Raw genomic sequence first — 14,774 nt, forward strand, 5'->3', positions numbered from 1 at the left:
CGGTTTACTTACCGCCAGCCAGCGGGACTTCATCCATAACCCGTACATGATTTTTGCGCACTTTCTTAGAATACAGCGCGGTAATAATCGGTACCAGAATTGACGTCACAATCACCGACGTCGCCACCAGTGCCGTTGCTGCCGGGGCCATCGGTTTGAACGCCGGCACCATTTCAGCAATTAATACCGGGGTGGCCACTGCCGCACCGGCAGAGCTTGACGCGGCAATCCCGGCAGTACCATCCCCACCACCAATAAATTTATCAGCCAAAATCAATGGAATGCCGGTAACAATAATCACCCCTACACCCAACAGGATTCCCAACAGGCCGGTCTGGGCAATCACATTCAGGTTAATGGTGTTACCCAACGCGAAAGCGAAGAACGGGATCAGCGTTTGCACCGCTTTGCTGAAGAAATCACGAAGCTCGGGATCCAGGTTTCCCAGGGCAAAACCGATCAGGAACGGGAGTACCGCCCCCACAAACACATGCGGCTCAAACGACGCAATACCAGCGGTGCCCAAAATAACCATGGTCATCAACGGACCGGATTCCAGCGACATGAGCACAAACGCTCCGGATTCCTCCTTGGTCCCATATTGCTGCATGATTGATGCATACAAGCCGCCATTAGTCATGTCCATTGACGCAACCAGCGCTAATGTGGACAGGCCGGCAAAGAACCCCATTTCAACACCGTTTACCGGCAATATCCTAGAGGCCACGGCCGCCACTACCCAGGCCACAGCGATCTTTGTCACCACCAATGTACCGGACTTGCGTAATACGGTACCCGTGGCACTTAACTTAATTGACGCCCCCATACAGAAAAACCATACAGCCAAGATCGGCACAGTGCCGGAGATCAGGCCGTTGGTAAATGAACCAAAATATTTGCCCGCATCAGGCGAGAAAGTATGACATAACGCGCCGATAAACAACGGCACCAACATCATGCCACCCGGGATTTTGTCAATTGCACGTTTGATTTGCATCGTGATTCCACCTAAGTTCGAATAAATTCCATGATTCGTAGGGTACCGTTCCTTGGTCATGCCCTATTCGTCGACAGGGTCACTTCATTGCTAAAATAACCGGTTACATTCTGCAATACAGTGATCTAAAGCATATATTGAAACAATGTTCCTATTTTAAAGAAAGATAGTTTTATATATTTGCGTAAGTGGTTTTAAAATGAAGACTGAATCACGATTCAAACACACTATTCTCCAGCAGATAACAGCGAGATAGCGCGTTAACTACACAATATATTTCATATGGTGAACCATCAGGCAATAGGATAACGCACAGGCATCAGCAGTAAATGAACCGTCACTGATGGCCAGAGTGGTCTTGCATAGGGAAGCGGTGAGGCTGATAAATAAGGGGTGAAGCGCTACCCTGTCCACACCGGGGACAGGCATAGCACCCACCAAACCAAAGCGGGGTTATTGACCGTAATAGGCGTTTTTACCGTGTTTGCGCAGGTAATGTTTATCCAGCAGTTCTGGTTGCATGGCACCCAGTTGCGGTGTCAACTGACGAGAAAATATGCCCATGTAGGCCACTTCCTCCAACACAACGGCATTATGTACTGCAGTTTCGGCATCAGGTCCCCAGGCAAAAGGACCATGGGAATTGACTAATACGGCAGGGATAGCGACCGGTTCGATCTTGCGGGTGGCAAACGTTTCTACAATAACCTTGCCGGTTTCCCATTCATAACGCCCGTGAATCTCAGCGTCGGTCATCAGACGGGTACAAGGGATAGCGCCATAAAAATAGTCAGCGTGGGTGGTACCCCAGGCCGGAATGTCCTGCCCTGCCTGCGCCCAGATAGTGGCATGGCGCGAGTGGGTATGCACAATGCCGCCAATGCCGGCAAATTCCAGGTACAGCACCCGATGCGTATCCGTGTCTGAAGAAGGTTTTTTCGTGCCTTCCACGACACGGCCGCTTTCAAGTTCCACCACCACCATGTCGTCTACTGTCATCTGGTCATAGCTGACGCCCGAAGGTTTAATCACCATTAGACCCTGGGCACGGTCTACCGCACTGACATTGCCCCAGGTAAACGTCACCAGGTGATGTTGTGGCAACGCCAAATTGGCGGCCAGCACCTGTTGTTTTAATTCGTTCAGCATTAATGTGTCCTCTAAAAGCTTAGCACTCATTGTCCCGGCCCGCGACGGCATCCGGTATGGCGTAAACAGCTAAAGATCAGGCAGGCTTCTGCTATGAAGCCGGTTTAGCCATCTGTATGGCGCCGATTCAACAACCCATAGACTCCAGTACGGTTTATTCATGTCAGCGTAAGCTAAAACATCAGGTAGGTACTATAATCATTACTGATAATAACGCTACCCATGGAGAAATTGACGATGAACAACAAACATAGGGCCGTCGCGGCGTTAGTGATTACCCTCACTTTATCCCTTAGCGCCTGCTCCAACTGGTCTAAACGTGATCGTAACACCGCCATTGGCGCTGGTGCCGGTGCAGTAGGTGGTGCGGTGCTGACCAATGGCAGTGGATTGGGTACCGTTGGTGGCGCGGCGGTCGGTGGTATTATTGGTCATCAGGTTCATTAAGGTGGGAGAAGCTGAGCCGGGTTGCCCGTCAGCCTCCCGCCAGCTTGACCTTGAGGCCCCGAGCCTCCAGTAGCTGTTTTAGCAGTTCCCGTTTATCACCCTGAATCTCAATAATTCCTGCTTTTATCGAGCCGCCGCAGCCGCATTTTTTCTTTAATTCAGCGGCCAGGTGATTAAGCGCCTCGTCGGGCATATCCAGGCCGCTAATCAGGCATACCCCCTTACCTTTCCTGCCGCTGGTCTGCCGCTGGATACGGACAATGCCATCACCCACCGGACGCGTTGCCGCCGGGGCTTGGTGTTCAAGACGTCCACCGTCAGTGGAATAAACCAACCGGCTATTGTCATTCATGATCCAACTCCGCGGCTAATGAAAGTAAAATCGCGCGCAGCGCGGCGTCAGGATCGGCAGCTTGGGTAATTGGACGGCCGATCACCATATAGTCCACACCCGCCTGCTGCGCCTGCGCCGGCGTCATCACGCGCCGCTGATCGCCCGCCGCGCTGCCCTCGGGACGAATGCCTGGGGTGACCAGTTGAAACCCAGCGCCAAAACGCGATTTAAACGCCACCGCTTCGTGGGCGGAACACACTACGCCGTCCAGACCACAACGCGCCGCCAGCTCCGCCAGCCGCCCGGCGTATTGTGCCGCAGTGTAAGGAATACCCAGACCAAGCAAATCCTCGTCCGCCATACTGGTGAGCACCGTCACGGCAATCAGCCGAGGAGCATGGTCGCCAAAGGGAACCAATGCCGACTTTGCCGCACGCATCATACGTTCGCCGCCTGCGGCGTGAACGTTGACCATCCAAACGCCTAATTCCGCCGCTGCGCCGATCGCTTTGGCCACGGTATTGGGAATGTCATGGAATTTAAGATCGAGGAAAATATCAAAGCCTTTTTCCTGTAACCTACGCACCAGATCGGGGCCAAAACGGGTGAACATCTCTTTGCCGATTTTCAGGCGGCAGTCCGCCGGCGAAATCCGATCGGCGAACGCCAATGCCTGACGCTGGTCAGCATAATCCAATGCGACGATAACGGGAGATAATGGCGTCGACGCCGTGGTCGACATAGGATCGCGAGTCATGATAAAACCTTAACGTAATGGAAGGCCATGCGCTGGTAACGGCCTTGATTTATGAGGATATATTACCTGTAGCCGCGTCTTTTTCCTAGTCCAGTGCCGTTCTATTGCTCGTCAAGACCCCGTATGGGTTTAATGGATGCCCAGGATTTACAGGAAGGACAATGCCAATACAGGCTATGCGCGGTAAAACCACATTTGTTGCAACGATAGCGGGGTTTGGTGCGAATTTGCTCGCCCACCATATCGCGCAGCACCTGCAAACTTTCCTTAGCCCGGCCATCCTCAGCTTCATTTAGATGAAAATCCATTAACCGGTGAAACATGCGCATGGTGGGATGCTGCCGCAACTGCTGGTTGATAAACACCTGGGCCACTTCGCTGCCGTCATTATGCTCGATAACCTCGCTCAACAATAGTTCAGCTACCGCCCCGGTATTTAATTCAACACAGCGCGTTAAAAATGCCGCCCAGGCCTCCGGCTGGTCCAGATGCTGATAGCAGGTTTGCAGCATGGGCAGCGTTTCACTGACCATTTCCTTATCCTGATCCAATACCCGCTGCAACAGGGCAACCGCCGCGGCATAATCTTCCCGCGCCATGAAAATTCGCGCCATCATGATGGACACTCGCGAACAATTTTTATCCGCCGCCCCACCTTTTTTCAACAACACCATGGCCTTATCCAGATCATCACTGCCCATCGCCTGCAAGGCCAGCTCGCAGTAAAAATGCGCGATGTCGACCCGGCGCTGTTCCTTGCCCATTTTTACCAGCTTCTCAGCGGTCTCAATGGCTTTGGCCCATTCACTGGTGGCTTGGTCGATCTGCAATAACTGCTGTAACGCGCCGGCGCGAAACTCATCCTCATTCACCAATTGGTTGAACATCTCCTCGGCGCGATCATAAAAGCCAGCCGCCATATAATCCCGGCCCAGTTGCTGGATGGCCAACAGACGCTGCTCAAAGCTTAGGGAGGTACTCTCCATCAGGGCCTGGTGAATACGAATGGCACGATCGACCTCGCCACGGGAGCGAAACAGGTTTCCCAAGGTTAAATGGGCTTCAACGGTGTTACTGTCCTCCTTTAACATATCGAGGAACAGATCCACTGCCTTGTCCTGTTGGTTACTCAGCAGGAAGTTCACCCCAGCAACATACTCGCGCGACAGGCGGTTGGCATTTTGCTGCTTATCCTGCTGCGCACTCCTGCGCCCCATATACCAGCCATATGCGGCGGCGACGGGCAACAACAGAAACAGCAGTTCTAACATAACCGGTTATTCCTTGCTGACGTCATGGCCAACCGGAACTGTCGGCACTGACTGCTGCTCTACTCGCTTGAGCTTACGTTTGGCGCGCATCAGCGTGATACGCACACGCAGGTAAAACAGGCCACAGATTGCCCAGCCGAGAAAAAAACCCATGGCAAACAGTACCGTCAGCAACGTCGATACGCGGTATTCCCCTTGAGCCAGTATGTAATTAAAGGTGACAACCTGATCGTTATGCGCTCCAAAGGTGACCGAAATGATAAAAATCACCAGCACAGACAAAAATATCAGAACATATTTCACATTTATTCCTGCAACGACGTTATTCGGAGGGCTCTGGCCGATCTTACGGCACCCAGTGTGTATAAATTAGCATTTTCAGCCTTGTGAAGGAAATATTGTAGACAACATAACCGCATTATCTGCTGTTGGGCTGTCCGAAGGCACTCGCAAACCGCCCGCAAAACACAGCATAAAACCGATCCACCACCCAGCCTCTCTTGTTATTTATTCAGTAATGAATAAAAATGTGGTTCAAGCTTAATCAGGACAGGAAACGCCGCATGTCCAAACAGGATGAACAGCGATTATTGGTTAAAATTGCCACCCTCTATTACACGGAAAACCGTAAGCAGTCGGACATTGCCGCCGCGTTGCATTTGTCGCAATCGTTTGTTTCCCGGGCCATCACCCGCTGTATCAAAGATGGTGTGGTAAAAATCAGCGTGGTTCAACCGCCGAACATGTTTATGGCACTGGAATCGGCTATCCAGCAACGCTACAACATTGACCAGGCCATTGTGGTGGACGTCCCTGACGACGCCAATGCCCAGCACATCAAACAGGCCATTGGTTCAGCGGCTGCGCATTATATGCAAACCAGTATCCGTGCTGACGATCTGGTCGGTATTTCGTCTTGGAGCAGTACCTTGCGCGAGATGGTAGACAACCTGCATCCCCAGACCGTTAAAGCCCGCGGCGTGATCCAACTGCTTGGTGGTGTGGGGCCAAATGGCAATGTACAAGCGACATTGTTGACCCAGCTATTAGCGGATCAACTCAGTTGCCATGCTTATCTGCTGCCGGCACAAAGTATAGAACGCTCGGTGGAAGATCGCCGCCGCCTGCTCAATAGTAGCGACGTGGCAGAGGTGGTGGCGAAATTTGTTGAGGTTGATGTGGCATTAGTGGGTATTGGTGCGCTGGAGCCCTCGCAGTTGCTGATGAATTCAGGTAACTATTACCAGGAAGACATGCTGCGGTTGTTGGCCAGCCGTGGTGCGGTGGGCGATATTTGCCTACATTATTTCAATGCGCAGGGAGATGCCGTGCTGGCTGATGATGAAGATCCCGTGATCGGCATGCCACTGCCACAGGTACGAGAATGCACCCGGGTGGTGGCGCTAGCCGGTGGTTCGGAAAAAGTTGCGGCTATTAAAGGTGCCCTGGAAGGACGCTATATCGATGTTCTGATCACCGATCGCCTGGTGGCCGAACGTCTGGCGTGATGTCCTATCACAAGGTCTGTGTACGTGTGCTTATATCCCCGCCCGTATGTTGGGCGAGGGTTTACGGCAGAGGTGACTCATTGCCCCCAGCGTTGTTGCTGCTAGCTCGCCGGCCGGTTGCTCTTCTGTGTAAAACGCCAGTCATGCCAACAGGTTCAGGTGCCGGGACAATCTGACGAGAATCCGACGAGAACGGCCGACGCACACTTGAGTCGACCGACCTTGCTTGCCTCTCACATGATCGTGCCTCGTACCCCTTAAGGTTTAGCGTGCCAATAACACTCGATGTTGAGGTATTTGGTAAAAGCCTCGTACAACACCGCCGCAGTGGCCGAGTGGTTCATCGCCACATGATGTTCAAACCCATTTTCGCAAATATGACGCAGCAGCGGTTCCATTGCTGGGATCTGTACTACCGCGCGGCATCCCACTGTATCCAACGGGTCGTCCACGACCGAACCTTCGCCAACATACGCTTTGATCTTACCGGTAAAGTCATCGGATGACAGGCGGAAATAGGTCAACGGACCCGCTTTCATGCGCCCATGCACTGCGCCGCAGGTGTTTTCGCAGCCCACAGTGGTACCGATGATATCTGCCGTACCCATTGTCGGCGCTTCCAGACTGACGCTGGGAAAATTACCGCAGTGAAACAATACGCATTTGTCCTGCTCTTCACCAAAATTATTATTCCAATCGGCGATGGAAGCCGGCGACAACGAACAACTGGCCAGTGCATACATCGACAGTGCGCCCATCACATCCACCTCACACGCGCTCGGCATCAGTTGCCCGGACATGACGCTCATGATGGAACAGACGTTGATACCCAGGTTTTCCTGTAGCGAGGTCCAGCACTGAATGGCGGTAGTGTCGATATCATTAGCGGCCACCCATTCGCTTATCACCACAAACAGCTTGGCCATGGTATGCAGCTTGTCGGCGGGAATAGCCGCAGTATCAGCATTGTCCTTGAGCAACGCCAATTTCTCCCCAACCCGCAGATCATGATCTTGCAGATAACCCACGCGGGTAAAAATTTCCGACAGATCCAGGGTTTCCACCGAAACACCTAAACGTTCCAAGAGTTTTTCGCTATAACGCACGGTATTAAACGCTGCGGGGCGGGCTCCGATGGCACCAATCCTGACCCCTTTCATGGCGTAAACCAACCGGCAAAGTTGGGTAAACTGGCCCAAATCCTGCGCGAAGTCAGATCCGGTCAGGGTACAGACATGGCGTTGAGTCAACGTAAAGGGAATACCGCATTGGCGCAGATTATTACATAATGAAATTTTGCCGCAAAAACTGTCGCGCCGGGTGGCCAAACCCATTTTATCTAAACTGTCCTGCTCCGCCTGAATCAGCACCGGCACGGTTAATCCTGACAGCCGAATAGCGTCCGCCACGGCTTTTTCATCGCCGAAGTTGGGCAGCAATATGACAATGCCGTGGATCTCATCGCGATGTTGGCGCAACAGATCCGCACAGACTTTGGCATCCTGCCAGGTTTCTACCCCACCCAGCTTGGTTTGATCTTCGTTCAGCATCACGGTATTAATACCCAGACGTTCAAACACCTGTAACGCATCGCGGCGTGCTTCTGCCACCAGATAACTGGGGAAAAATCCACGATTGCCAACGATCACCGCCAGGGTAAGCTGCTCTACTATTTTTCTCGACATTAGGTTACTCCCAATAGGATTATTCCGGCTGATAACGGGCGCGTGCAACGGCCATTTGCCAGAGTTTATAATTATCATGCATCTGTGCGGTCTCAGCGCAGGGTTCGATATATTCCACTTCACGCGGCAACGCCGCGATGTGCGCATTATCCGGCCACCAGCCCAGGGTTTTACCCGCCAGATAGGCTGCCCCTAACGCCGACACTTCGGCATTGAGATTACGAATCAGCGGTCGCTGAAGTAAATCGGCCTGAAACTGCATCAACCAATGGTTTTGCGTGGCGCCACCATCCACTCTGAGTGCGGGCAGACGATGGCCCGCCGCGCGTTCCATGGCAAAAAACACATCGGCCACCTGATAGGCAATCGACTCCAATCCTACCCGCGCCAGGACGTCCGGGGTGGCGGCATCGGTCAGCCCGCAAATCAGGCCGCGCGCCTGGCTATCCCAATAAGGGGCGCCCAGGCCGGACAGGGCCGGAACAAAAAACACGCCCTGGTTACCAGACACGCTAAGCGCCATGTCGGACAAATGGGTCAGCGAGGAAACACCCAGCAAGCGAGCTACCCAGGAAAGTGCTGCGCCAGTGTGGGTAATATTGCCTTCCAGAGCGTAGCGAATTTGACCATCATGCCAGGCTACGGTTGAACCCAAGCCCTGCCCATGATCGGGAAGATGGTTCATCGCCAGCATCAACGATGAGCCAGTGCCATAGGTGGCTTTGACATCACCCGCCTGATTGCCGCCCTGCCCGTAAAGCGCGGCATGGGAATCGCCAATCAGCGCGGCAATGGGAATACCGCCCGCCAATCCTGGCACTTGACCGGATTGGGTATAGCCGTGGATAGCGGCTGAAGGTTTAACGTGCGCCAAACTGGCGGCCGGTACCGCGAAAATGGCCAACAGCGCCTCATCCCAACAGCCTTGGTGAATATTAAACAGCTGGGTACGAGAAGCATTGGAATAATCGGTACTAAAGGACTGTCCCGCGGTAAATTGCCAGTTCAACCAGCTGTCCAGCGTGCCAGCACAAAGTTCCCCGCGTGCGGCGCGCTCGACGCCCAGCGGCAATGCCGCCAGCATGCCACGGACTTTAGCCGCAGGAAACAGCGGATCAACCGGTAGGCCGGTGGTCTGGTATATCAGCGCCGCCCGATCGCTTTGTGCCAGTTCTTGGCAGAAATCCTGCGAACGCCGGCACTGCCAACTGACCACCGGCGTTAACGGCCGTCCACTCGATCGCTCCCAAATCATCACTGATTCGCGCTGATTGCTAATGGCGACGCCCTGCACCTGAACGTCAGGCAGACGAGCAAGACAGTCCCCTATGGCCTGGACCACGGCCTGCCAAATGGCTATTGGGTCCTGCTCCGCCCAGCCAGGACGGGGATGGTCAAGTAACAGGGGGACAGACGCCTTGGCTAACATCCGACCATCGCGGCCCACGGCGATGGCTTTGGCATTGGTCGTCCCCTCGTCAATGGCCAATATAATCGGAATGGACATGATCAGACTCCCCGGCAAACGCGCAGCGCAGTACGCACCACACCTGCGGCGTCAAAACCATGGTGGGCGCGCATCGACGCACGATCCGCTGCAATGGCGTACTCGCCGTCGCCAATGCCCAAACGCACCAACGCAATAGCACAACCTGCCTCGGCCAGCACCTCCGCCACCAGGCTGCCGATACCGCCATTGATATTATGCTCTTCGAGGGTGATCACCTGTTTACTCTCCCGCAACAGTGCCAGCAATTGGTGAGTATCGCATGGGCGAATAGAGGATAGATTGATGACCGCTGCAGAAATCCCTTGCTCGTCTAACTGTTGCGCAGCATCCACCGCCTCGTGCACCGTCGACCCCATGGCGACCAGCGCCACGTCGCCACCGTGACGCAGTACATCAATTTGCCCTGGGACAAAACGGTAGTCGGCATCATGCAGCGCCGGCAAGGCCTTACCGTCCAAGCGGATATAAACCGGACCGACATAGGACAGCGCATAATCGATAATCTGCCGGCACTCCTCTGGCGAGGACGGAGCAAATATCTGAATATTGCCAAATCCGCGCAACACGGCAATATCATCAATACTGTGATGCGTGCTGGCCAACGGCCCATAACTGGCGCCGGCGTTTAACCCAAACAGTTTTACGTTGCAGTTGTTATAACAGACATCGATTTTTACCTGTTCATTGGCCCGGGAGATCAAAAACGGTGCTGCATTGCAGGTAACCGCCACCTTGCCGCCGATAGACAGACCAACGGCAGTGCCCACCATGGCCTGCTCAGCAATACCGACGTTAACAATCCGATCGGGGAAACGGGCAATAAACGGTCCAATTTTGGCCGTTGACGTCGAATCGGCCAGCACCGGTACCACATCAATTCCGTTGTCCACAGCCTTAATTAATTGTTCAACCATGACGCTGGCTAAGTGTTCAGAGTGACTCATCTTTTAATTCCTCCAAGGCTTGGGTGATTTCATCCCCTTTAAATACGCGGTGGTGCCATTCAGCCCGCCCTTGGGTAAATGAAATTCCCGCACCTTTCTCGGTATTGGCAATCACCACATTAGGCTTGCCATTGGCCGGCAGATGCTCCAGCGTATCCACCACTGACTGCATATCATTGCCGGCACACTCGGTAACATTCAGTCCAAACGCCCGCCATTTATCCGCCAGCGGATCGGTATTCATGATCTCGCGGGTAAAACCTGCCAGTTGTAGCCTGTTTTTATCATTGATGATAATCAGGTTATCCAGCCCATAATGGGCGGCCACCAGCGCGGCTTCCCAGTTGCTGCCCTCGGCCAACTCACCATCGCCGGTCAAGGCGAAGACTTTACGTGGGTTATGGTCACGTTTAGCAGCCAGGGCAATGCCTACCGCCACCGGCAAACCGTGACCGAGCGCCCCGGTATTCAGTTCGATGCCCGGTGTTTTATGCCGCACCGGGTGGCCCGGTAAATGAGAATTGGGATGCTGGTAGGTGGGTAACCAATCGCGGGGGAAATAACCCGCTTCAGCCAAGGTACAATAATAACCACCGACGCCATGCCCTTTAGATTGGATATAAATATCCCGCTGCGGCTGATCGAGGCGATCGGGCGCACAGTTCAATACACGAAAATATAATGCCGTTAAGATTTCCACCTCGGAGAGATCGGCACCGGTGTGACCTCCCGCCGGGCTGCCGGCATTTAACCGCACGATTTGACGGCGAATCTGCCGCGCTTTGTTAACCAGTTCATCCACGGACAATGCATATGGATTCATGACATCACCTCTTAATTTAGAATTTTTACTCAGTAAAGAATATTTATTCAATGGTGGCCAAAAAAAAGGCCTACCGCTGCCTGTTTGATTTTTGGCGGTTTATTCCGTGGTTTCCTCTTTGATGATTTTTTGTGAAACGATGGCCGCTTTATGCTGCATACGGTTTTGCATCTGATCGATAATGACCGCCACAATAATCACCATACCTTTGATGACCATTTGCCAGAATTCACTGACCCCCATCATCACCAAGCCGTCCGCCAGAATACCGATGACAAACGCGCCGATCAGCGTGCCAATAATGGTGCCGCGTCCACCGGCCAGGGAGGTTCCGCCCAACACCACCGCCGCGATAGCGTTCATTTCAAAAGCAGTACCGGTAGCGGGATGACTGGCCACCAGCTGTGATGAGACCACAATCCCTGCCACCGCCGCACACAAGCCTGAAATGGTGTAAACCCACACTTTCACCTGCCTGACTTTGATCCCGGACAGTTCGGCGGCACGTTCGTTATCACCGATGGCATAGACATGGCGGCCAAACGGCAGACGTTTGGCCACATAGGCGATAATCAACGCCAAGATAAACATCAGCCAAATGCTGTAAGGGACGCCCAGTAGCGATCCGGCACCAATGGCGTCAAACCCGGTATTGCCCAGACGCGGATTGCCATCCAAACCGGGAAAGGTTTCGCCGTTCGACAGCAACATCGCCGCGCCGCGCACGATATACATCGTGCCAAGAGTGCAAATAAAGGGGGCAACATTGTAGCGAGTAATGATCCAGCCGTTGAGGGCACCAATCAGCGCACCCAGCACCAAAACCAAAGGAACAATCACCCAGACGCTTGGGAAAATCGCGATACCAAACATTGGCAGCACGATACCGTGAGTGATAAGCCAACCGGCAAACATGCCGCACAGACCAAGAGTGGCGCCAATGGACAGATCAATACCGGCGGTAATGATGACAAAAGTGATACCCAGCGCAAGAAATGCGTTGATGGAAATATGCTTCACCATAATGATGATGCTACCGGTGTCCAGGAAACCGGGTACCGTGGTGGTGAAAAACCCGAGGATCAAAAATAACGCAATAAAGGTGCGCAGCTTTAACAGCATCAGCAGCATATTTTCGCGGGAGCGAAAACCGCGGCTGCCGGTCAGGGGCACCATTGTCACGATGTTGGTTGCTTTCATATCAAAACCCTTTTGCACTCGCCGAAACTAATGCCGATTCCTGCGCCGATTGACGTTCCACATTCGCCGTCAACCGACCATTCGACATCACCAGGATACGGTCGGAGACCGCCATGATTTCTTTTAAATCCGAGGTGGAGAACAGTACGCCAATGCCCTGCTCGGATAACGCCACCATCATTTTGAACACGTCGGCCTTGGCGCCCACATCAATACCGCGCGTCGGTTCATCAAGCAGTAACAGCTTAGGGTTGGTCAGCAGCGAACGGCCGATGACCACCTTTTGCTGGTTGCCCCCACTCAGCGCCTGGATTTCTACGTCCGGCGACGAGACTTTGATCGACAGATTGCCGATGGTAGACGCCACCACTTGCTCTTCCTGGCGACGCATAATGCTAAAACCATGTTGCAGCCGCCGCCAAAGACTGGCGATGGTCAAATTTATCGCCACCGAAGAGGCGGGAAATATCCCGGACTTTTTACGGTCTTCTGGCACCAAGCTCATCCCTAACCTGATCCTATTTGCGGTGGACATGCCCGTAGCGATGGGTAAATCCCCCAGCCAGATTTTGCCAAGATAATGTGTCTCGGTACCCAGCAAGCATTCAAACAGCTCAGTACGACCCGCACCCATCAGGCCATAAATACCGACAATCTCGCCGACGCGCACACTGAAGCTGACATCGTTCACCACCGGATGACCCACGTCGTTAACACAGGTAATGTGATCGGCCTGCAGCACCGGCAGACCAAAAGTACGTCCTGGTTTAAGGAAAGTTGTGACAGGGTCACCGCCAAGCATCTCACGCACTATCCATGGCACATCGATTTCATCAACACGGGCTTCGGCCTGAAAGCGACCGTCACGCAAAATCGTAATGTAGTCGCCGATAGCCATCAACTCTTCCAGACGATGGGAAATATAGATAATCGACACCCCCTGGCGGGTCAGTTCACGAATGACCCGAAACAACACGTCCACTTCCGTTTTACTTAACGCCGAGGTAGGTTCATCCAAAATAAGAATATCTGCCTGCTCCGCCAGGGCTTTGGCAATTTCCACCATCTGCTGCTGGCCCACTTTCAGGTTGGAAACCAGTTCACGAGGTGAAATGGGCTGATCGAGCCGCGCCATCAGCTCCGCAGCAATACGCTCCTGGCTGGCCTGATCAATTGGCCATAATCCAGACTGGTGCTCACGGCCGAGAAAAATATTCTCAGCCACATTGAGATTTTCCGACAGGTTCAGTTCCTGATGCACCATACCGATACCCATCACCGCTGCTTCACGGGTGTTGGTAAAGCGTACCGCCTTGCCGTTAAGCGACAGGGTGCCAGAAGTCGGCGGCTGCACCCCGGCCAATACGTTCACCAATGTGGATTTACCGGCACCATTTTCACCGATAATCACGTTGACCTTGCCGCGGTAGACATGGTAATTCACGTCATCCAGCGCCAAGGTACCTGGATAACGCATGGTGATCCCCTCTGCGCGTAGAATCACATCGGCAGTGTCAGTCATTGTGTTGCCCCCCGTTTAATCTCCATCGGGACGCCATCATCTACGCTATTCGGGCTCAGCGTAAAGGCAGCCAGCACATCGACAGACTGGCCCACCCAGCTAGCATCCAACGCCGGCAGGCTGCTTAAGGCTTCTTTATTTAGCGCCTTGGCAACCTGGGCGAACTGCACCTGGTTCTTATAATCATCAAAATGGATGAACCCCGCGGCATCGCGCACCGCATTGCCTTTAATGATCGGCCCCAATTGCATGACCACCGACTCACCATTAACCGTTACCGTTAGCTTGCGTTGCAGACCCTCAGTATCCAGGCCGGTTATCTTGCCGCTGATCCTGGCGTAAACGCTTTGGGTTTGTGCCTCTTTTAGCCCTGACTGGGCCTGTTTTAACGCCGTCCAGTCAAGCGCCTGGGTATGGGCCGCCGGCAGAATTTTACTTGCCCATAAACCTTGTGCGATTTGCGCCGGCGTCTGGTTTGTAAAGTTCGGCTCGGCTGAGGGATCAGTTGGAATAATCGGGTTGCCACTGCTATCTAAATCCACCACCGTACAGGCGCACAGCAACAATAGCGCCAAGCTGCCGAGTCCTGCGTTTCGTAATGCCTTGAGCTGCATACTTTCTCCTATT

At 53.5% G+C, this 14,774-nt stretch carries 15 protein-coding genes; 2 read left to right on the top strand and 13 right to left on the bottom strand.

Annotation, left to right across the window (positions count from 1 at the left end; translation table 11 throughout):
• Positions 1–4: 4 nt before the first annotated feature.
• Together kdgT and araD are read right to left on the bottom strand one after the other, a co-directional pair.
• Positions 5–997: a 2-keto-3-deoxygluconate transporter gene (kdgT, locus tag SJI19_RS02350; RefSeq protein ID WP_323476662.1), complete on the bottom strand. Its 993-nt coding sequence runs from the start codon at positions 995–997 to the stop codon at positions 5–7.
• Positions 998–1,450: 453 nt separating this feature from the next.
• Positions 1,451–2,146 (bottom strand): L-ribulose-5-phosphate 4-epimerase, encoded by a 696-nt coding sequence (gene araD / locus SJI19_RS02355; protein WP_323476663.1) that lies wholly within the window; start codon positions 2,144–2,146, stop codon positions 1,451–1,453.
• 237 nt (positions 2,147–2,383) lie between these two features.
• Here araD and osmB point away from each other — a divergent pair, with 237 nt between their 5' ends.
• The gene (gene osmB / locus SJI19_RS02360; protein ID WP_416347486.1) at positions 2,384–2,593 is read left to right on the top strand and encodes an osmotically-inducible lipoprotein OsmB; all 210 of its coding nucleotides are present in this window, start codon (positions 2,384–2,386) and stop codon (positions 2,591–2,593) included.
• Between the two features lie 28 nt (positions 2,594–2,621).
• Here the strand turns inward: osmB and yciH are convergent, their stop codons facing one another.
• The 4 genes from yciH to SJI19_RS02380 form a co-directional block, all read right to left on the bottom strand.
• Positions 2,622–2,948, bottom strand: a complete 327-nt coding sequence (gene yciH / locus SJI19_RS02365) for a stress response translation initiation inhibitor YciH (RefSeq protein WP_323476823.1) — start codon at positions 2,946–2,948, stop codon at positions 2,622–2,624.
• A complete protein-coding gene (gene pyrF, locus SJI19_RS02370; RefSeq protein WP_323476664.1) occupies positions 2,938–3,684 on the bottom strand; it encodes an orotidine-5'-phosphate decarboxylase in 747 nt (248 codons plus the stop codon). Before pyrF ends, yciH begins: the two co-directional genes overlap by 11 nt.
• A 101-nt stretch (positions 3,685–3,785) precedes the next feature.
• Positions 3,786–4,955, bottom strand: a complete 1,170-nt coding sequence (lapB, locus tag SJI19_RS02375; RefSeq protein WP_323476665.1) for a lipopolysaccharide assembly protein LapB — start codon at positions 4,953–4,955, stop codon at positions 3,786–3,788.
• Positions 4,956–4,961: 6 nt separating this feature from the next.
• Positions 4,962–5,258 (bottom strand): LapA family protein, encoded by a 297-nt coding sequence (locus SJI19_RS02380; protein ID WP_323476666.1) that lies wholly within the window; start codon positions 5,256–5,258, stop codon positions 4,962–4,964.
• A 260-nt stretch (positions 5,259–5,518) separates the two neighbouring features.
• On the opposite strand from SJI19_RS02380, the gene SJI19_RS02385 reads away from it, so the two are divergent.
• Positions 5,519–6,463, top strand: coding sequence for a sugar-binding transcriptional regulator (locus tag SJI19_RS02385; protein ID WP_323476667.1), 945 nt, complete (start codon positions 5,519–5,521; stop codon positions 6,461–6,463).
• 257 nt (positions 6,464–6,720) lie between these two features.
• Here SJI19_RS02385 and SJI19_RS02390 read toward each other — a convergent pair whose 3' ends face one another.
• The 7 genes from SJI19_RS02390 to SJI19_RS02420 form a co-directional block, all read right to left on the bottom strand.
• Positions 6,721–8,148 (bottom strand): L-fucose/L-arabinose isomerase family protein, encoded by a 1,428-nt coding sequence (locus SJI19_RS02390; protein WP_323476668.1) that lies wholly within the window; start codon positions 8,146–8,148, stop codon positions 6,721–6,723.
• 19 nt (positions 8,149–8,167) lie between these two features.
• Positions 8,168–9,655: an FGGY-family carbohydrate kinase gene (locus tag SJI19_RS02395; protein ID WP_323476669.1), complete on the bottom strand. Its 1,488-nt coding sequence runs from the start codon at positions 9,653–9,655 to the stop codon at positions 8,168–8,170.
• Positions 9,656–9,657: 2 nt separating this feature from the next.
• Complete coding sequence (locus SJI19_RS02400; protein ID WP_323476670.1) at positions 9,658–10,602, bottom strand: transketolase family protein; 945 nt, start codon at positions 10,600–10,602, stop codon at positions 9,658–9,660.
• The gene (locus tag SJI19_RS02405; RefSeq protein WP_323476671.1) at positions 10,589–11,425 is read right to left on the bottom strand and encodes a transketolase; all 837 of its coding nucleotides are present in this window, start codon (positions 11,423–11,425) and stop codon (positions 10,589–10,591) included. The genes SJI19_RS02400 and SJI19_RS02405 overlap by 14 nt, the downstream gene beginning before the upstream one ends.
• A 99-nt stretch (positions 11,426–11,524) precedes the next feature.
• Positions 11,525–12,625 carry an ABC transporter permease gene (locus SJI19_RS02410; RefSeq protein ID WP_323476672.1) on the bottom strand — a complete coding sequence of 367 codons (1,101 nt, stop codon included), beginning with the start codon at positions 12,623–12,625 and terminating at the stop codon, positions 11,525–11,527.
• A 1-nt stretch (position 12,626) separates the two neighbouring features.
• The gene (locus SJI19_RS02415; RefSeq protein WP_323476673.1) at positions 12,627–14,147 is read right to left on the bottom strand and encodes a sugar ABC transporter ATP-binding protein; all 1,521 of its coding nucleotides are present in this window, start codon (positions 14,145–14,147) and stop codon (positions 12,627–12,629) included.
• Entirely contained in the window at positions 14,144–14,761 is a 618-nt protein-coding gene (locus SJI19_RS02420; RefSeq protein ID WP_323476674.1) for a DUF2291 family protein, read from the bottom strand. The genes SJI19_RS02415 and SJI19_RS02420 overlap by 4 nt, the downstream gene beginning before the upstream one ends.
• Between the last annotated feature and the right edge of the window lie 13 nt (positions 14,762–14,774).

It is taken from the genome of Acerihabitans sp. TG2 (assembly GCF_035013185.1).
In the GTDB taxonomy this organism is placed as follows: Bacteria; Pseudomonadota; Gammaproteobacteria; order Enterobacterales; family Enterobacteriaceae; genus Acerihabitans.